Origin of the sequence: Streptomyces sp., from assembly GCF_031181555.1 — a bacterium.
In the GTDB taxonomy this organism is placed as follows: domain Bacteria; phylum Actinomycetota; class Actinomycetes; order Streptomycetales; family Streptomycetaceae; genus Streptomyces; species Streptomyces fimbriatus.
The window spans coordinates 35,648-55,497 of sequence record NZ_JAPSKQ010000022.1 but is presented as its reverse complement, the minus strand read 5'-3'; the positions used below and the strand labels follow the sequence as shown (position 1 = coordinate 55,497).

Annotated in this window: 3 protein-coding genes and 1 pseudogene (1 of these 4 cut by a window edge); 1 reads left to right on the top strand and 3 read right to left on the bottom strand. The window is 74.9% G+C overall.

Annotated elements, in window-relative coordinates:
• Positions 1-180, top strand: a pseudogene (locus RIM90_RS07490) (hypothetical protein); the annotation flags it as partial.
• Positions 181-284: 104 nt separating this feature from the next.
• Here RIM90_RS07490 and RIM90_RS07485 read toward each other — a convergent pair.
• The 3 genes in view from RIM90_RS07485 to RIM90_RS07475 are tightly spaced (each overlapping or abutting the next) and all read right to left on the bottom strand, a layout consistent with a single transcriptional unit that may run on beyond the window.
• On the bottom strand, positions 285-1,451 hold the full coding sequence (locus RIM90_RS07485; protein ID WP_309059783.1) for a MupA/Atu3671 family FMN-dependent luciferase-like monooxygenase: 1,167 nt from the start codon (positions 1,449-1,451) through the stop codon (positions 285-287).
• Positions 1,448-14,803 carry an SDR family NAD(P)-dependent oxidoreductase gene (locus RIM90_RS07480; RefSeq protein ID WP_309059782.1) on the bottom strand — a complete coding sequence of 4,452 codons (13,356 nt, stop codon included), beginning with the start codon at positions 14,801-14,803 and terminating at the stop codon, positions 1,448-1,450. The genes RIM90_RS07485 and RIM90_RS07480 overlap by 4 nt, the downstream gene beginning before the upstream one ends.
• Positions 14,800-19,850, bottom strand: the 3' end of a protein-coding gene (locus RIM90_RS07475) for an SDR family NAD(P)-dependent oxidoreductase (RefSeq protein ID WP_309059781.1). It continues 7,096 nt past the right edge of the window; only the last 5,051 of its 12,147 coding nucleotides appear in the window; its start codon lies beyond the right edge, outside the window; the stop codon is at positions 14,800-14,802. The genes RIM90_RS07480 and RIM90_RS07475 overlap by 4 nt, the downstream gene beginning before the upstream one ends.

The window sequence follows — 19,850 nt, the reverse complement described above, 5'->3', positions numbered from 1 at the left end:
CTCGCCGAGCCGATCGACGCGGAGTGGCTCGCCTACCTGTCGCCCTTCCACTACTACATCGGCGGCGAGCCGCTGCGGAACGGCTTCCAGTGGGGCGACTACGGCGTCCTGGTGCTGCTGTCCGCCGCGTGCCTGGCCGTGGGCCTGAACCGGCTCAACCGGCGCGACATCAACAGCTGACGCGGCTGACCGCGGCCCGTACCCGGCGGGGGCGCACCGGACGATCCGGTGCGCCCCCGCCCTGTCCGCGTATCCGGCCGTCGACGACCGGGCCGCGACGCGGGTCAACGGTCGTAGTACCAGGCCATCGGTGAGTCGGTGGCTCCGGCGGAGGCCGCAGCGCGGGCCGCGCTGGGCACCCGGCCCGCGGGCGGCGCGGTGCGCGGGTGCGTGGTGGCCGGGGCGGGCGCGGGTTCGGCGAACCGGGCGCGCAGGGCGTCGAGGCGGGGCAGGGCGTCGAGCACGGTGGCGAAGGGGAGGCCGAAGTCGACCATGCAGGCGATCTCGTCGACGCCGGTGTCCCTCGCCCGGCGGACCACGGCCGCGCACTTCTCCTCGGTGCCGAGCAGGGAGCGGCGTTCGTAGAAGTCCTCGGCGACCACCTTGGCCAGTTCCTCCTTCTCGGCCGGGGTCATGGCGTTCGCGGTGGCGTCGTTGCTCTTCTGGGTGAGGAAGGTGTCGATGTAGCGGCGTACGGGATCGGCGACCAGGGCGCGCACCTTCTCCTCGTCGTCGCCGACGTAGGTGTGCATGCCGACGGTCACGATGCCGGTGCGGGGGTCGTGGCCCGCCTCCGCACGGGCCTTTCGGTAGGCGGCGATGTTGCCTTCGAGGCGCTCCCAGCTGTCCACCAGGGCGAGGACGTTGGTGCCGAGTTCACCGGCGGTGACCCAGGTCGCCGGGTTGGAGGAGTGCACGATCCACAGGGGCAGTTCGGCGCGGTACGGGCGCGGATAGGTGCGCACCGGCAGCATCCGCCCGCCGGGGCCGGGAAACTCGACGGTCTCCCCCGCCCACAGCCTGCGCAGTACGGGGATGGTGCCGAAGGCGACCTCGCGGCGCCGTTCGAAGTTGTCGGGGTAGAAGACGAAGTCGCCGCTGTGCCAGCCGGTGGCCACGCACAGCGCGGTGCGGCCGCCGGAGAGCTGGTCGACCAGCGCCCACTCCTCGGCGACCCGCACCGGATGGTGGTGCGGCAGGACGATACTGCCCGCGCGCAGTTCGAGCCGTTCGGTGGCGACGGCGAGGGCGGCGCTGAGGACGGACGGGTTGGGGAAGCTGCCGCCGAACTCCTGGAAGTGCCGTTCCGGCGTCCAGATCGCCTTGAAGCCGAGCAGGTCGATGGCCCGGGCGACGTCGAGGATGAAGCGGTAGCGGTCGCTGAACGGCCTGTCGTCGTTGGCCGCGAAGAAGTAGACGCTGAATTCCATGGTGCCCTCCCGGTCGTTCACTGGATCAGGTCACCGGCCTCGGGTGCGGGGGGTCCGCCCAGTGCCGGGGTCATCAGCCGGGCCATGGTCCGCAGCCCCGCGTCGTGGACGATGGTGAAGTGGTCGGCGTCCACGTCGTGCACGCGCAGCGGCTTGCCGACGAACCGGCCGAAGCCGTTGGTGCGGTCGCCGTCCAGGCGCCGCATCGCGGGCAGCCCGGCCGGGTTCCGGGCGCCGACGAAGCCCTGGGTGGCGTGGAAGAAGGTGACGTCGACGGGTTCCGGCAGCGGCTGCGGCACGTACTCGGTGAGCAGCCTGACGTTCTGGTTGAAGGCGTCATTGGTGCGCCGCAGCAGCGTCAGGACGTTGTCGTGGGCGAGTTTCGCCGCCGCCTTGTCGACGACGTGCCGGGCGATCAGCCGCAGTTGTTCGTCGATGTCCTTGCCGAGCAGCGACTCCAGGCTGACCAGTTCGGTGATGTTCCACCGGTGGCAGTAGGCGTTGCCGAGCATCATCAGCGGCAGGCTCTCCGACTCGTCGTCGGTGAGCGAGGACCAGTCGACACCCGCCCAGGCGGGCGTCGTCGGCATGATCCCGTCGGCGATGACGAGGGAGTGGACGCGTTCGCCGTGGTGCATCAGCTGGCGGGCGACCTCGAAGGCGACGACCCCGCCGAACGACGAACCGGCCAGGGTGAAGGGGCCGCCGGGGTGGTCGGCGCGGATCGCGGCCGTGTACGCGGCGCACATCTCCTGGAAGGTGTCGAAACGGTGCAGCCGGGCGTCGAGGTCGATCTGCTCGACCCCGAGCAGCGGGTACTCCGCGCCGAGGTAGCGCGACAGGTACAGGCCGTAGCTGACGTCGCCGTACATGTGGTGCATCCAGTACGACCGCTGCCGGTGCCCGGCCCGGTTGATGCCGGTGATGAACTTCCGCTCCTCGCGGGCCGCTTCGGGCGCCGGCCGCCGCAGCCTGCGCAGGTCGACGGCCGCACCGGCGGAGACCAGGTAGTCGGGGCGGCTCGGCAGGTCGACGGTGCGCGGCGGCACGTCCAGCCAGCGCGCCCAGTCACCGGTCGTGGGCCGGCCGTCCAGCAGCGCCCGTACGACGGTGACGCGGGCCGGTCCGGACAGCGGCCGGGGCGTGTACGACGCCAGGGCGGTGTGCAGCGCGATGCGGTGGGCGTGGGCCTCGCGGAGCCAGTCGGTGAGCATCGCCTCGCCCATCGGCGGGCTGGCGTGGGTGGTGAGCACCCGGGCCGCCTCGGCGTGACCGCCGTCTCCCGCGCCGTCCGGGACGTCCCCGCCGAGCCACCGGTACGCGCCCCAGACCGTGCCGAACGCGCCGGTCAGCGCGTCGAGGCCGGAGGGGACGGGCTCGCCGGGCTCGGGGGCGCCGACGAGGAGGAGTTCGTCCACCCGGTGTCCCTGTGCGAGGAGCCTGCGGGCCGTCTCGAAGGCGACGACCGCGCCGCAGCCCTGGCCCGCCAGCCGGTAGGGGCCCTCGGGCCGATCGGCGAGGACCGCGGCCGTGGCGGCGTCCGCCAGTTCGGTGACCGAGGACAGCGGGGTCAGGCCGGTGCGGAAGCCGGGCGGTTCGACGCCGAGGACGGGGCCGTCGTCGGCGAGGACCGTCTGCACATGGGTCAGCCAGCTGAGTTCGCCGGTGTCACCGGGCAGGCAGTGCACGGGGACGCCGGTGCCGTCCGGGACGAAGGGGGCGACACGGGCTGTCGGACGCTCGGCGGCCGTGGCGCTGACCGGTTCCGGGGCGGCGGAGGCGGCCGGTTCGGGGGCCGTGGGCCGCGGGCTCAGGGTGGCGATGTGGGCCACCAGGCGCTCCAGCGTGGACTGTTCGAAGATCGCCGCCATCGGGATCTCCTCGCCGAACCGCGCCTGGACCCGCTGCATGATCCGCAGCGCGACGATCGAGTCGATCCCGTACGCCGCGAAGTCCTTGGCGGGGTCGATCTCCTCCGGTGCCAGCCCCACCCCCTGCGCCACCAGCTCCCTGACGTGCACGGCCAGTTCGGAGGTGTCGTCGACGGGTGCGGGATCCGGCGGGGCGGGCTCCTGCGCCTGCGGGGTCTCGGGTGCGGTGGGAGTGTCCCGCTGTGGCGCGGCCTCGGGCAGCCAGTACCGGTCCTCGGCGAACGGGTACGCCGGCAGCGGCACCCGCCGTCCGGCCGGGCCCTCGAGCCGGGACCAGTCGGTCTCCTTGTTCCGGACCCATCGGATGGCCAGCTCCCGCAGCGGGCCGACGCCTTCCGGTTCGCGCGGCCCGGAGCCCGCGGCCCAGGCGCGCAGCCGGGCCGCCAGCTCGGGCAGGGTGTCCGCGATCACCGCCAGTCGTTCGGTGAGGGCGGGTCGCCCCACGCGCAGGGTGTGCGCCACGTCGGCGGGACGGTACGCGCCTCGCTCCAGGCCCTCGGCCAGGAGTTCCGCGTACCGGCGCAGCCGCTCCTCGGTGAGGGCGCTCAGCACGAACAGCTGGGGGCCCGCCGTTTCGGGGCCGGGCCGGTCGGGCTCGGCGGGCTCGAACTCCTCCACGACGACATGGGCGTTGACGCCGCCGAAGCCGAAGGAACTCACCCCGGCCCGGCGCGGCACCGCACCGCCGTCCCGGCCGGTCGGGCGGTGCCACGGCCGGGCCTCGTCGAGGAGGTGGAACGGGGTGGTGGTGAGGTCGATGAGCGGGTTGACGCGTTCCAGGTGCAGCGACGGCGGCAGGGTGCGGTGCTGGAGCGCCTTGATCACCTTGATCAGGCCCGCGATCCCGGCCGCGGTCTCCAGGTGCCCCACGTTGGTCTTCACGCTGCCGAGGGCGCAGTAGCCGGTGCGGCCGTCGCCGCCCAGCTCGTGGAAGGCGTCGACGAGGCCGTTCACTTCGATCGGGTCGCCCAGGGCGGTGCCGGTGCCGTGGGCCTCGACGTAGGTGACGGTGTCGGCGGTGACTCCGGCGGCGCGGTGGGCGCGCACGATGACATCGGTCTGCGCCTGCGGGTTGGGTGCGGTCAGGGAGTTGGCGCGGCCGCCGTGGTTGACGGCGGTGCCCCGGATGAGGGCGTGGACGTGGTCGCCGTCGGCGAGGGCGCGGCCGAGCGGCTTGAGGAGCAGGGCGGCGACGCCCTCGCCGCGTACGTAGCCGTCGGCACGGTGGTCGAAGGTCTTGCAGCGGCCGTCGGGCGAGAGCATCCCGGACTTGCCGAAGGCGAGATAGCCGGTCGGGGACAGGATGACGTTCACCCCGCCCGCCACGGCGGCCTCGCACTCCCCCGCGCGGATGGCCTGCACGGCCCGGTGCACGGCGGTCAGCGAGCTGGAGCACGCGGTGTCGACGGGCTCGCTGGGGCCGTGCAGGCCGAGCAGGAAGGAGACCCGGTTGGCGAGGACGCTGTGCGCGTTGCCGGTGGCGGCCTGCCCGTCGATCTCGACGCCGCGGCCGATCAGCAGCTGCGCGTACTCGGAGGAGCCGACGCCGACGAACACGCCGGTGCGGCTGCCTTCGAGGGAGGCCGGGTCGTGTCCCGCGTCCTCGATGGCGTGCCAGACCGTCTGGAGGAACAGCCGGTGCTGCGGGTCCATCGTGCGGGCCTCGCGCGGGGAGATCCGGAAGAAGTCCGCGTCGAAGCGGTCCACGCCGTCCAGGAACCCGCCCCAGCGGGACGGCACCCGGTGCGGGTCCTGACCCGGGTCGCCGTGGATGTCCCGCCAGTCGAAGCGGTCCTCCGGCACGTCATCGATCAGGTCCCGGCCCGCGACCAGGTGCTCCCAGTAGGCGTCGAGGTCCGGGGAGCCCGGGAAACGGCCCGCCATGCCGACCACGGCGATGGGCTCGTCGGCCGGTTCCCCGGCGGGCGGCGCCGGGGCGGTGCCGGCTGCGACCGGTTCGGGCACCGGCGGCACCGGCACCCGCGCGGCGAGGGCCGACACGAGCGAGGCGACGTCGGTGTGCGCGTACAGCTCGGGGGCGAGGACGCCCATGCCGAGCCGGTCACTGAGCACCGCCGCGAGTTCGGTGAGGGTGACGGAGTCGAAGCCGAAGTCGCTCAGGTGCTCCTCGGGGCCGACCTCCTCGGCGGGCAGGTCGAGGACGCCGCTGATGGCGGCGGCGACGATGTCGTACACGTCGTCGGTGGGGGCGGTGGCCGGGGCGGCGACGGGCGCGGCTTCGGGTACCGGGGCCGTGATCGGCTCGGGCTCGGGCAGCCAGTGCCGGTCGCGGGCGAACGGGTAGCCCGGCAGGGAGATGACGCGACCGGTGCCGTCGAGTTCCCGCCAGTCCACGTCCTCGCCGTCCGTCCAGCGCCTGGCGGCGGCCGCCCAGGCCGGCGACAGCGCGGCGAGGTCGGGAGCGGGCGCCGGGCCGCCGTCCGCCAACGCGCCCAGTCCGTCGATCAGTTCGGACAGGTCACGCGCGACCAGCGCCGCCCGCGTCCGTAGCGGCTCGCGCCCCACGCGCAGGGTGTGGGCGACGTCGGCGAGGGCGGCGTCGGCGCCCGGCCCGCGCAGGAAGTCCCGCAACCGGGCCGCCAGCCGGGCCAGTTCGCCGGGCCTGCGGGCACTGAGCGGGACGAGTCGCGGTCCCCCGGTGTCCTGGGCGACTTCGGCGGGCCGGGGCGGGGCCGCCACGATCAGCTGGGCGTTGGCGCCGCCCACCCCGAAGGAGCTGACGACCGCGTACCCCGCCGGGTGGCCGTCGCCACCGGGCCAGGGCTCGGTCCGGCGGACGAGGACGAGCGGGGAGCCGTCCGCCGAGAACGCGGGCACGGGTGTGGTGACGTCGAGGGTCGGGGCGAGCTGACCGGCCCGGAACTGGAGCAGCACCTTGGTGAGCTGGGCCATGCCGGACGCGGCCTCCAGATGGCCGATGCCGGGCTTGAGGGAGCCGACGCGGACGGGTCCGCGCCCGGCGTCCCGGGGGGTGAAGACCTCGCGCAGGGCCTCGGCCTCGACCGCGTCGCCCACCGGGGCGCCGGTCGCGGCAGCCTCGACGTACTGGATGTCGTCGGGGCCGAGGCGGGCCCGGCGCAGGGCACGGCGGAGCAGCGCGGCCTGCGCACCGGCGTCGGGGGTGGTGTAGGTGTCGTCGCCCGCGGTGTGGTTGACGGCCGAGCCGACGATCAGGGCGTGCACGCGGTCACCCGCGCGCAGCGCCTCGGGCAGCGGTTTGAGGACGACGACGCCTACGCCCTCACCGGTCACCATGCCGTCGCCGTCCCGGTCGAAGGCGCGGGCGCGGCCGTCGCCGGAGAGCATCCGGGCGCGCGCCAGCTCCTCGTGGTGGGCCGGGTGCAGGATCAGGTTGACGCCACCGACCACGGCGGCGCCGCAGTCGCCCCGGCGCAGGGACTCGCAGGCCAGGTGGAGGGCGGTGAGCGAGGACGAGCAGGCGGTGTCCACGGCGACGCTGGGGCCGGAGAAGCCGAAGCAGTGCGAGAGGCGGTTGGCGAGCGACCAGTGCGCGGAGCGGGCGTCGGGCCGCTCGCCCCGGGCGCGGCGGTCGGCCGCCAGTGCCTGGTAGGGGGTGTGCATGGCGCCGGTGAAGACTCCGACACCGGTCCCGGACGCGTGGACCGCGTCGGCCTCCAGGCGGGCCCTGGTCGCTCCCGCGTCCTCCAGCGCGGTCCAGGCCGTCTGGAGCAGCTGCCGTTCCTGGGGGTCCATGGCGGCGGCCTCGCGGGGCGAGATGCGGAACAGCAGCGGGTCGAAGCGGTCGACGTCGGTGAGGAAGGCGCCCCAGCGGAGGCCTGGTGCGGCGCCCTGCCCGTCGGCGTCGGCGTCGGTGTCCCAGCGGCCGGCCGGGATCTCGCCGATCGCGCGCCGCCCGTCGCGCAGGTTGTCCCAGAAGGTCCACAGGTCGTCGGCGCCGGGGTAGCGCCCGGCGACACCGACGACGGCGATGGGGGCCTCGTCGGACGGCTCCGGCCAGGGCTGGTCCGCCGTCTGCCGTACCACCGGCGCGGCGGCGGGCACGGTGACGCCCTTCGCGAGCACCAGGTCCGCCACCTCGGTGAGGGTGAGGCCGGTGAGCGGCTCGTCGAGGACGACGCGCTGTCCGAGGTCCTTGCTCAGCGCCTCGGTGGCCTCCATGACCACCAGCGAGTCGACGCCGTAGTCCAACAGCGGTATGTGCGATTCCAGTTCGGCCGCGTCGAGCTTGAGGCTCGCGGCGAAGCGGGTGCGCAGGCGGTCGACGAGCCAGGTACGGCCGTCGTGGTCCTGGTCGACCGGCATGGTCGGGGCCTCCGTTACGGCGGTGGCGGGCGCGGGATCCGGCTCCGGTGCCGGGTCGGCACCGGCTTCCGGGTGGGCGCCCTGGGGGCGGATGGTGCCGCGTTCGGCGAGCACGAGGCTCTGGTCGGCGTGTGCGTCGGCGTCCTCGGTGGCGGCCAGCGCCCGTACGTCGCGCAGCCCGGCCTCGGCGAGGAGCGCGCCCCAGTCGTCGGCCGCGAACAGCGGTGAGTGCGGCAGTCGCAGCGCGCCGTCGCCGTACAGCCACCAGCCGTCCGTGAGGCCGAAGACGAGGGTGACGGCGTCCAGGACGGCGGTCGACTCGGTGACGGCGAGCAGGGCGCCGGGGCGCATCAGGGACGCGACGTGGTGGAGGGTGGCGCGGATGTCGCCGGTGGCGTGCAGGACGTTGGCGGCGACGACGATGTCGTACCGTTCCCCGGCGAAGCCCTGCTCGGCGGGGTCCGCGGCGATGTCGAGGGTGCGGAAGACGGCCTCGGGGTGGTCGGGGCCGAGCCGTTCGGCGGTCTGGCGGACGAGGGCGGGTGAGATGTCGGTGCAGACGTAGGCGGGTGCTCCTCCGTCGCACCGCTGGAGGGCGGCGAGGAGGGGGCGGGTGGTGCCGCCGGTGCCCGCTCCGATCTCCAGGACGCTGAGGGGGCGGCCGGGTTCGCGCCGGCGCAGCTCCGTCACCCGGCGGGCGACCGCGGCGGTGCACATCGCGTTGAAGTGCCGGGAGCGCGGGTCGTCGTGGTAGAGGGCGGCGATCCGGTGCTGGGAACCGCCGGGGAAGAGGACCTCCAGTCCCCGGCGGCGGCCGGTGAGGACGTCGGGCAGGGCCGCCGCGCAGTCGGCGATCAGTTCCACGGTGGGCGTGCAGTGCGGGTGGTCGGCGACGAGCCGCTCGGTCAGCCGGGTGCGGTCGTCCGCGTCGGTCGCGGGGTACGGGTCGGTGGGGAAGCTGAGGCGGCCGTCGTCGTCCCGGAGGAGGCCGGGGCCGCGCAGCATGTCGAGCAGGGCGTCGAAGAGGCGCCGTTGCCCGGGGTCGACGCCCAGGTCGGCCGCGAGGGCGGTCGGGGTGCGGGCGGCGTCGGCGGGGCGGGGGGCGCCCATCCGGTGGAGGGCGGCGAGGACCTCCCGGCGGGCGAAGTCGTCCAGGCGGGCGAGGTAGCCGGGCGGTACGGAGGAGTCGCGCCGGGCCTCGGTGGCGCCCGCCACGGCCGCCCGTACCGCCTGTCCGTCGTCGGGGGCGTCGAGGGTGTCGGCAGGGGTGTCCGTGACGCCTTCGAGTGCCTGGTCGCCGGTGGTCTTCAGGACGGTGGCCTGGGTGAGCGGGGCGCCCAGCACGCGGCGGAACGCCTCGATGCCCTCCTCGTCGGTGAGCCCGGCCACGCCGAGGCGGGCCACCCGGCGCCGGTAGTCCTCGGTGGCGACGGAGCCGCTGTCGCTCCACAGGCCCCAGTTGAAGAGCCTGACGGGCAGCCGGGTGCGGGCGGCCAGGTGGTGGGCGTAGGCGTCCTGGAAGGTGGAGGCCGCGCTGTAGTTGCCCTGTCCGGCGTTGGCCCGGTGGGAGACGGCGGACGAGAACAGTGCGAGGACGTCGAGCGGTTCGCCCGCCAGTGCCTCGGCGAGGACGACGGTCCCGTGGGTCTTGGCGTGCAGGGCGGCGCGGAAGGTCGCCTCGTCCATGCGGTGCAGCAGGCCGTCAGCCAGGGTGAAGGCGGCGTGCACGGCGCCGTTGACGGCGCCGAAGCGGGCGCGGACCCGGGCGAGCAGCGCGCCGACGGCGTCGCGGTCGGTGATGTCGGCCTGTTCGTAGACGGCTTCGCCGCCCGCGTCGCGCAGTTCGGACAGCAGGGTGTCGGGCAGTTCGCCGAGGGGGCGGCGGCCGACGAGGACGAGGCGGGCGGCGTACTCGCGGGCGAGGTACCGGGCCACCGCCCGTCCCAGACCGCCCGCGCCGCCGACCAGCAGATAGGTGCCGCCGTGCCGGAGCGGCAGCCCGGCGTCGGGAACGTCGGGCAGGGTGACGGGGCGCAGTGTCTTGCCGAGCCGGATACGGCCGCGCAGGGCGACCTCCCGCACGGGGAGGTCGCCGGGCTCGGCCCGTACGGCGGCGGCGAGCCGGTCCAGTTCGGCGCCGCCGCGGGCCAGGGCGCGGCGGTCCAGGTCGAGACAGCTCACGGAGACGGACGGCAGCTCGCGGGCGAGGGACTTGGCGAGGCCGACCAGTGCGGCGGCGTACGGGTTGCGGGCCGGGACGCCCTCGTCGGTCTGCTGGCTGTCGCTGGTGACGACGGACAGCCGCAGCCCTTCGGGGCGCCGGGCGGCGAGCCGTCCCGCGAGCCGGAACAGGGCGAGGCAGCCCTGGTCGAGGGCGGTGTCGAGGTGGGCGAGATCGTGGCTGCCGTAGAGGCGGTCGTCGATCCCGCCGAGGAAGTGGAGCACGCTGTCGTCGTCCAGGGCTTCGACGGCGGGGCCGACGTGCCGGTACGCGTCCGCGGTGTCGAGGCGCAGCACGCGGGCGCGGGGCGAGCGGACGGCCAGGGCCTGGCCGAGGCCGAAGTCGCGGGCGGTGGTGAGGATCAGGGTGTGGCCGGTGTGCGGTGCCGGCGCGGGGGTGGGGGCGTTGAGGACCTCCCAGGCGGTGCGCAGGTGGCGGACGGCGGCGGTCTCGGCGCGGGCGGTGACGGTCTCGCCCCGGACGGCGGGACGGGCCACGCGCAGTTCGTGGAAGGCCGCCACGGGTACGCCGTCCGTGTCCGTCAGCGTCACGTCGGCGCGGGCCGTACCGCGTTCGGGGTCGTGGTCCAGCAGGCGTACGTGCACATGGCGGGCGTCCCCGAGGCGCCCGGTCAGCTCCACGCGGGCCACGGACGCCGGGAGGAACGGCGCGGTGCCCTCGGCGGGTTCGGGGAGCACGCCGTGCAGGGCGTGCAGGGCGCCGTCCAGGGTGCCCGCGTCCACCGCCCAGTCGGGCGCGGACGTGCCGGGCGGCGGTGTCAGCTCGCCGAGGGCCTCGCCGTCGGGGCCGCTGTGGACGGCCGCGAGTCGCCGGAAGAGGGGGCCGTAGACGAGGCCGCCGTGCTCGGCGCGGTCGGTGTAGAAGGCGGGGCCGTCGTGGCGGGTGGTGCAGCGGGCACGGATCGCGTCGAGATCGAGGGCGGAGGGCTGTTCGGCTGGGTCGGAGCCTGGGTGGAGGGTGCCGGTGGAGCAGGGCCGTCCGTCCCGGACGCCGATCGTGTAGTCGAGCGTGCCGTCCGCGGCGGCGGTGAGGGCGACGCGGACCGTGGTGCCGCCGTCGGGGATCTCGACGGGGGTCCGCCACCGTACGTCGGTGATCTCCCGTACCCCACCGCCCTCCGGTCCCTCGGCGGCGGCAGCGGCCAGCTGGAGCTGGGCCACTCCCGCGAGCAGGGCGCGCCCCTGGACGACGTGGTCGGCCACGATCCGGTCGTCCCGGGCGAAGTCGGCCTCGTGGTCCGGGCCGTCGAGGGTCGGTACGGCGCGGTCGAACGGTCCGGGCGGGGTGGGGCGCGCGTTGCCGCCGGGGTCGAGGGGCGGGGTGGTGGCGACCCAGTGGCGGTCGCCCGCGAACGGGTACGTGGGCAGCGGCACGCGCCGGGCGCCGCCGAAGGCACCGGTCCAGTCGACGGTGGCGCCCCGGGTCCACAGCTGGGCGAGCGTGCCGAGGTCGCGGGCGGCGAGCAGTTCGCGGGTGCGGGCCGGGTCGGCGGGGGGCTCGGCGGCGGGTTCGACACGCCCGGTGACCAGTCCCGGGGCAGCGCCGGTGGCGAGGAATTCACCCAGCCGGGTGCGGAGTTCGGCCAGGGTGCGGGCGGTGACGGCGAGTCTGCTGTCGAGCTCGTCGCGGCCGGTGGCCAGGGTGTGGGCGAGGTCGCGCAGGGCGGGCGCGGGACCGGACTCGAGGTGCCGGTGCAGCCGTCGCACGACTTCGCGCAGCCGTTCCTCGGTCTTCGCGGACAGGACGATCAGCTGTTCGGTGTCCGGCTCGGCCGTCGGGCCGGGGCGTGGGGTGTCCGGTGGTTCCTCGAGGATCACATGTCCGTTGGCGCCGCCCGCGCCGAAGGAGCTGACGGCGGCGCGGCGCGGGAGGTCCGGACGCAGCCGCTCCCAGGGGGCGAGGCTGCGTTGCAGTACGAACGGCGACGTCGAGAAGTCGATCTTCGGGTTGGGTTCGTCGGCGTGCAGGGTGGGCGCGAGCCGCCGGTGGGCGAACTGGAGCAGCACCTTGGTGATGCCCGCGACGCCCGCCGCCGACTCGGCGTGCCCGATGTTGGACTTGGCGGAGCCGATCGCGCAGTAGCCGACGCGGTCGGTGTGCTCGGCGAAGGCCCGCCGCAGTCCCTCGATCTCGATGGGGTCGCCGAGCGCGGTGCCGGTGCCGTGCGCCTCGATGTAGCCGATGGTGTCGGCGGTGACCCCGGCGTCGCGCAGGGCGGCCGAGATGACCTGGGCGTGGGAGCGGGGTGAGGGCACGGTGTAGCCGTTGGTGCGGCCGCCGTGGTTGAGGCTGGTGGCCAGGATGACGCCGTGGACGTGGTCGCCGTCGGCGCGGGCCGCGGACAGCGGTTTGAGGATGAGTGCGCCCGCGCCCTCGCTGGGCACGAACCCGTCGCCGCCCGCGCCGAACGCGCGGCAGCGGCCGTCGGTGGACAGCAGCCGCATGTCCGCGAGCACGCCGTACTTGATGGGGTGGGTCTGGATGTGCGCGCCCCCGGCGATCGCCATCGCGCACTCGCCGCGCCGCAGCGACTCCACGGCCAGGTGCAGCGCGGTCAGCGAAGACGAGCAGGCGGTGTCGACGACGAGGCTGGGGCCGTGGGCGTCGAGGAGATAGGAGAGCCGGTTGGCGATGGAGAAGTCCATCGACAGGGCGATGACCCGGTGGTCGCGGCCCCATTCCTCGGCGCCGATGAGCTTGTATGAGGTGGCGGTGGCGCCGACGAACACGCCCACGGCGTGCTGCTCGCCGCGCCGGGTGCGCTCGTGCAGCAGCCGCCGTGAGTAGCCCGCGTCCTCCAGCGCCGACCAGGCCACTTCGAGGAAGACCCGTTCGGTGGGGTCGGCGCGCTCGGCGTCGCGGGGCGAGATGTTGAAGTAGCGGGCGTCGAACCGGTCGGCGTCCTCGATGAACCCGCCCCACTTGGCGTACACCGTGCCCGCGCCGCGCTCGCCGGGGACGTAGTAGCGGGAGTGGTCCCAGCGGTCGGCCGGGACCTCGGTGATGGCGTCCTCGCCGTCGCGCAGGGTGCGCCAGAAGGCGTCGAGGTCGCGGCCACCGGGGTAGCGTCCGGCGACGCCGATGACGGCGATGGGTTCGTCGGTGGGGGCGGCTGCCGGGGTGCTTCGCGGGCGGTCGGGCTCAGAGGTCCGTGCCGCGGTGGTCCCCGGGGCGAGGAGACCGCGCAGGGTGCCGGTGTGCTCCGTGGCGAGGTGGTGGGCGAGTTCGCCGACGGTGCGGTACTCGAAGAGGAGGGTGGCGGGCAGCGGGCCGAGCCGGTCCTCCAGGACGGTGTGGATCTTCTTGATGAGGACGGAGTCGACGCCGACGCTGGACAGTTCCTGGTCGGCGCGGAGCCGGCCTTCGGGCAGCCGGAGGATGTCGCCGACGAGGGCGAGAAGGTACCGCTCGACGGCCGGTTCGAAGTCGTCGTCGCTGGTCGAAGGATGCCGCGGGCTCGCCTCCGCACGCTCGGCCAGGTGCCGTGCCACATAGGCGCGGACCCGGTTCGCGTCGCCGTGCACCGCGTACACCTCGGACCGCCCCGCCGCGAGGGCGGTGCCGATGGTGTCCAGGAGGGCGTCGGCGGACAGCGCCGTCATGCCCTGGAGGTCGTGGACGGCCCGCTTGTCCCGCTCGCTCAGGTCCATGCCGCCGCCCTCGGTCAGCGGCAGCGCGAGCGCGACGGTGGCGCCGCGCCGGTCGGCGGCCTCCGTGCGGGTGGCGGCGAGGGCGCCGAGGGCGCGGTTGGCGGCGGCGTAGTCGCTCTGTCCGGGGCCGCCCGTGTAGGCGGCGACGGAGGAGAGCAGCACGAACGACTCCAGCGGTTCGGCCGCGGTGACCTCGTCCAGGACGGCGGCGCCGATGATCTTCGGCGCGAGCACCCGGCGTACCGTCTCCGGCTTCTTGTTGACCAGGTACGCGTCCTCGTTGACGCCCGCCGCATGCAGCACGCCGGTCAGCGGCCCGAACTCCTCGTGGGCCCGCGCCACGGCACGCCGCACGTCGGCGCGCCGGGTGACGTCGCCCTGGACGTACACGGCCGCGCCGCCCGCCTCCCGCAGCCGGTCAAGAAGCCGGTCGACGCGCGCCGTCGGCGCGGAACGGCCGAGCAGGACCAGACGCGCCGCGTGCCGACGGGCGAGGAGCAGGGCGACGTGGGCGCCGATGCCGCCCGCGCCACCGGTGACGAGGTGGACGCCACCGTCGCGCCACGGAAGGCTGGTGGCGGGGTCCATGGGGGTGAGCGTCCTGGTGGCACGCCCGCCGGGCCCGTGGCGGACCTGGCGGGAGCCCGGGGCGGGCAGGCTCAGTTCGGCGGCGGCGAGTTCGAGGGACGTACGGCCGCTGCCGTCCCCGGCGGGGTCGACGCTGTGCACGGCGACGGTGTGGAGGCGGCGGTCCTCCTGGGCGGCGATCTGGCACAGCCCGCCCAGGGCGTCGGCCGTCACCCTCTGCCCGGGGCCGGCCGTGAGCACGGCGAGCGCGACCGGCTGCCGGGAATCGTCCTCGACGACCGTCCTCAGCAACGCGAACGCGGCGTCGAGGGCGGCCGGGCCGGACGCCTCGCGGAGGTCGAGCACGACTCCGGGGCCACCGCTGACCGCACGCCAGGCGCCCCGCCAGTCGACGGGAGCGTCCGCCGGCATCACGAACCGGCCGGAGTCGTCCGGGGCCTGGGCGTCGGTGCCCGGGCGCAGGACGAGGACGCGGGCGTCGGCCGGACCGGTGTGCGGGATCGGTGCGGGCGCCGTCCAGGTGGCCTCGTACCAGACGGTGGTCGGCTCCTCCGCGGTGAGGCGGCGGAGCAGCGCCGCGGCCTGCCGGGCGTCCAGTTCGCCCCGGCTCACCCGTGCCAGGATCTCTCGTTTGGCCTCTTGCAGACCGGTTCTCATCGATGGCCCCCATCCCCGAACACGAGCATGTCGTCGACCTCTTCGACCGACCTGGCGCCGTCGCGCAGGTCGTTGAGCAGTTGCACCAGTTCCTCGTCGTCGTCCGGCGCAGGAGGGGCCGTGGCCCCCGGTGGCTCGTCGGCCCAGTGGCGGGTGGGCTCGAACGGGTAGCCGGGCAGTGAGACACGGCGGGGTGCCGGGTCTGTGCCGTCCGGGTGCCGGTCGGGCAGGTCGCCGCCCGCCACCCAGTGCCGGGCCAGCGCCTCGGGATCGTCCGTTGTGGGCGGCGGGCCGGACGCGGGGCGTCCGGTCGCCTCGCCGTGGACGACTCCGGGGCGGTCGAAGGCGCCGTCCGCGCAGGAGCGCAGCCGGTCCAGCAGTTCGCCGGTGTCGGCGGCCAGCAGGGCGAGCCGCCACGGCATCGGGTCCCGGCCCGCCCGCAGGGTGAACGCCAGGTCGTCGAGCGGCAGATCGGGCTCGCCGTCCGCACGTCGTGCCGTCAGCCGGGCGGCGAGCCGGGCCGCCGTGGCGCGCAGCGCGGGCTCGGTGCGGGCCGACAGGACGATCAGCCGGGGACCGCCGGTGTCCGCCCGCGCCGGGTGCGGCGGCGGGATGAACTCCTCCAGCACCACATGCGCGTTGGTGCCTCCGAAGCCGAGTGAGGTGACGCCCGCCCGGCGCGGGATCTTCGCGCCGGTGTCGTCGGTGAGCCGGGGCCACGGGCGGCGCTCCGCGACCACCTCGAACGGGCTGCCCTCCAGCTCCAGCAGCGGGTTCGGCGCGTCGAAGTTGATGCTCGGGGGGAGTTCGCCGTGGCGCATGGCGAGCAGGATCTTGACGGTGCCGATGAGTCCGGCGGCGGCCTCCAGGTGCCCGACGTTGGACTTGACGCTGCCCAGGCCGCACCAGGGCGTCACCGGTTCGTTCTCGGGGCGGCCCAGGAGATCGGCGTAGGCCTTGCGCAGCGCGCGGACCTCGATCGGGTCGCCGACGTGGGTGGCGGTGCCGTGCGCCTCGATGTAGGTGACGGTGCGCGGGTCCACACCGGCCCGCCGGTGGACCGCCGCGATCAGCTCGGCCTGGGCGACCGGGTTGGGCACGGTCATCGAGGTCACCCGGCCGCCGTGGCCCACTCCGCTGCCGCGGATCACGCCGTGCACGGTGTCGCCGTCGGCCAGCGCCCGGGACAGCGGCTTGAGGTACAACGCGCCCACGCCCTCGCCGCGCACCATGCCGTTCGCCGCGCTGTCGAACGGGCGGCACACGCCGTCCGGCGACATGACGCCGAGCTGGCCGAGCGCCACGAACAGCCGGGCGCCCAAATTGAGGTGGACGCCGCCGACGACGGCCGCGCCGCATTCGCCGTCCTGGATGGCCCGGACGGCCCGGTGCAGCGCGCTGAGCGAGCTGGAGCAGGCGGTGTCCACCGTCTCGCTCGGGCCGTGCAGGCCCAGTTGGTAGGAGATCCGGTTGGACAGGATGCAGTGGCCGACACCGAGGCTGGCGTGTGCCTCGCGGTCCCGGCCGATGCGGATGAGGTGCTCGTCGTAGTCGTGCGAGGTGGCACCGACGAAGACGCCGGTGTCGGTGCCGTTCAGGCTCCCCGGGCGGTGTCCCGCGTCCTCGACGGCCCACCAGGCGCAGTGCAGCAGGAGCCGTTGCTGGGGGTCCATGAGCCCGGCCTCCAGCGGCGAGATGCCGAAGAACTCCGCGTCGAACTCGTCGACGCCGTCGATGAAGGCGCCCCAGCGGGTGTCGGTCTTGCCGGGTTCGCGCTGCGGGTCGCCGTAGACGGGCCGCCAGTCGAAGCGGTCCGGCGGGATCTCGGTGACCAGGTCGGCGCCCTCGCGCAGCCGCTGCCACAGGGTGTCGCAGTCGGGGGCGCCCGGAAAGATCCCGGCCATGCCGACGACGGCCACCGGGTCGTCGGGGGCGGGATCGGGAGCGGGGTCCGCCGGGGCGGGCCGCTCCTGCTGCTCGGGCCCCGGAGCGGGTGCCGGGGAGGCGGACACGGTCGCCGTCACCGCCTCACAGGCGGCGGGCGTGTTCTCCAGCAGATAGGCGGCCAGTTCCGCCACCGTCCGGCACTCGTACAGCAGCACCTTCGGCAGGGCCCCGAACGTGCCCTCCATGGTGCGGACCATCTGGATGGCCCCGAGGGAGTCGAGACCGTACTCCGCGAAAGGGGTGGTGTCGTCGACCGTCTCGGCCGGGATGGACAGGAACTCCGCGAACTCCTGGCGCAGATGGCGTGCCAGGGTCGTGGGCATGTCCTCCGCGACGGGAGCGGGGGGCGCGGTGGGGGCGGGCTCGGTGGGTGACGTCGTCGTCGGGCGCTCCACGGCCGCGACGGCCGTACCGGACGCGCCCGGGGCCGCCCGGCCCACCAGCACGCACTGGTCGGCCTCGGACTCGTCGACGTCGGCGGCGCCGAACACCCACACCGGCTCGAAGCCGCCCGTGGCCAGCACGCGCCGCCAGCCCGCCGCGTCCAGCAGCGGGGAGCCGGGCAGCCGTCCGTCCTGGGGCGGCTTCCAGCCGGGCACCATGCCGAACATCAGGGTCAGATAGTCCAGGGCCCGGGTCAGCTCGTTGAGGGCGAACAGGCCGCCGTCGGTGAGCAGTCGGCGGATCCGGGCGACCGAGTCCGCGACGACACGGGTGACATGGACGACGTTGGTGGCCACCACAGCGTCGAAAAAGCCGGGTTCGAAGCCCTGCCCGGCCGGGTCCGCCTCCAGGTCGAACGCCGCGTACCGCACCGCCGTACGGGCTCCGTCGAGGCGTTTGCGGGCGATGCGGAAGAACGCGGGCGAGACGTCGGTGAAGTAGTAGGTCACGGTGGACTCGGGCAGGCCGAGGGCGTCGAGCCGGCGCAGGACGCGCTCGGTGGTGGCGCCCGAGCCCGCGCCGATCTCCAGGACCCGCAACGGCTCGCCGGGGCGGCGGGCGTGCTGTTCGCGCAGGTGCGTCGCCACGGCGCGGGCGATCAGGTCGTTGAAGTGGTTGGCGATGCCGGTGTTGCCGTAGACGCGGGCGATGCCCTGGTCGTCGCCATCGCCGGGGAAGTACAGCTCCAGCGGGTTCACGCGGTCGGCGAGGACATCGGGGAGCTGGCCGGACCAGGCCACGACCAGGTCGATGTGGGGTTCGATCTCCGGGACGGCGCGGGCGAGTTCGCGCAGCCGGGCGGTCAGGCGGGCCTGTTCGGCCGCCTCCCCGTCGGTGGGCGGCTCGCAGGTGCGCAGGGCGCGCTCCAGGAACTCGGTGAAGTGCTCGTGCCCGGGCGCGATCTCCGTCCGGTCGGCGAGGCGGTCGTCCGCGCCGTACCTGCCGCGACCGGTGTGCCCGCGCAGCACGGAGGCGGCGAGCGCGCGTCCCAGGTCGCTGAACTCGACCAGGGCGTCGAGGATCCGCGCGCCGGAGTAGCCGCTCTCCGCGACCTGGGCGGCCAGTTCGGCGGCGAGGGGGTCGGAGGTGTCCGCCGGTGGGGACGACGGCCGTGGGACGGCCGGGGGTTCGCGCAGCCAGAAGCGCTGGGGTTCGAACGGATAGGTGGGCAGCGGGACGCGGGGCACCGGGCGGCCGTCGGAGCCGGTCGGCCAGTCGACCGTCTCGCCGTCCGTCCAGCGCCGGGCGAGCCGGGCCAGGTCGTCGGCGGGCCGCGCGTCGTGGGCGGCGGCGCCCGTCATGTCGTACACCCGGCCCGCGCCGTCCGTCTCGTCGGCCGCGAGCAGGGCTTGGAGACCGTGGACGAGTCCGGCGCGGTCGTCGGCGATCACCGCGGCGCGTACGGCGGCGGCCTCGCGGCCGTGCTGCAAGGTGGCCGCGATCCCGGTCGTGGGCAGGCCGCAGCCGGGGCCGAGGACGTCCAGGTACCGCCGGGCCAGGGCACGCAGCCGGTCCCGGGTCCGGGCAGAGAGCGGGAACACCAGAGGGCCGCCGGCGGGGCGTGCCGCCGGCCGCACCGGTGGCTCTTCCAGGACGACATGGGCGTAGGAGCCGCCGAAACCGAAGGAGCTGACGCCCGCGCGGCGCGGCACGCCGGGCGGCGGATTCCAGGGGACGGGCTCCCGGTTGACGTGCAGCGGGCCCTCGTCGAGACGGCAGTAGGGGTTCGCCTCGTCGAACGACGGCATCGCCGGGATCAGGCCGTGCCGCATGGACAGCACGGTCTTGACGACGCCCACCAGGCCCGCGGCGCCCTCGGTGTGCCCGAGGTGGGACTTGGCGCTGCCGAGCACGATGTGCGGCTCGCCGCCGCTGTCGCGCAGGGCGCTCTTGACGGCGTCGACCTCGATGGGGTCGCCGAGCCGGGTGCCGGTGCCGTGCGCCTCCAGGTAGGTGAGGGTCGCCGGGTCGATGCCCGCCTCCCGCCAGGCGCGGCGCAGCAGCGCCTCCTGGCGGGCCTGGTTGGGCGCGGTGGCCGAGCTGGCGTGTCCGCCGTGGTTGACGGCGACGGACTTGATGACGGCGTGCACGGGGTCGCCGTCGGCGAGAGCCCGGCGCAGCGGTTTGAGCAGGACGGCGGCGACCGCCTCGCCGGGGACGTAGCCGTCGGCGCGGGAGTCGAAGCTGTAGCAGCGCCCGCCGGGTGACAGCGCGCCGATGGCGGAGAGTTTCAGGTAGTGACGGGGGCTGGCGATGAGGTTCGTCCCGGCCGCGAAGGCCATCGCGCACTCGCCGCGACGGAGCGACTCCACGGCCAGGTGGAGCGCGGTCAGCGAGGAGGAGCAGGCGGTGTCGACGGTCAGGCTCGGGCCGCTGAGGTCGAAGTAGAACGACGGCCGGTTGGCGGTCATCGACATCGCGGCGCCGATCGGGTCGTGCACCCCGACCGTACGGCCCCGCGCGATCATCTCGTTGTCGTAGTCCTGGAAGCACTGGCCGACGAAGATGCCGGTGTTCGAGCCGCGCAGCGCGGGCGTCGCGCCCGCGTCCTCGGCCGTGGCGTAGAGGACCTCGAGCAGCAGCCTGAGCTGCGGGTCCATGCTCTCGGCCTCGCTGGGCAGGATGCGGAAGAACGCCGCGTCGAAGGTGTCGATGG

Coding starts and splice junctions, on each gene's coding strand:
- RIM90_RS07480 (WP_309059782.1), bottom strand. CDS start 14,803: ATGAGAACCGGTCTGCAAGAGGCCAAACGAGAGATCCTGGCACGGGTG.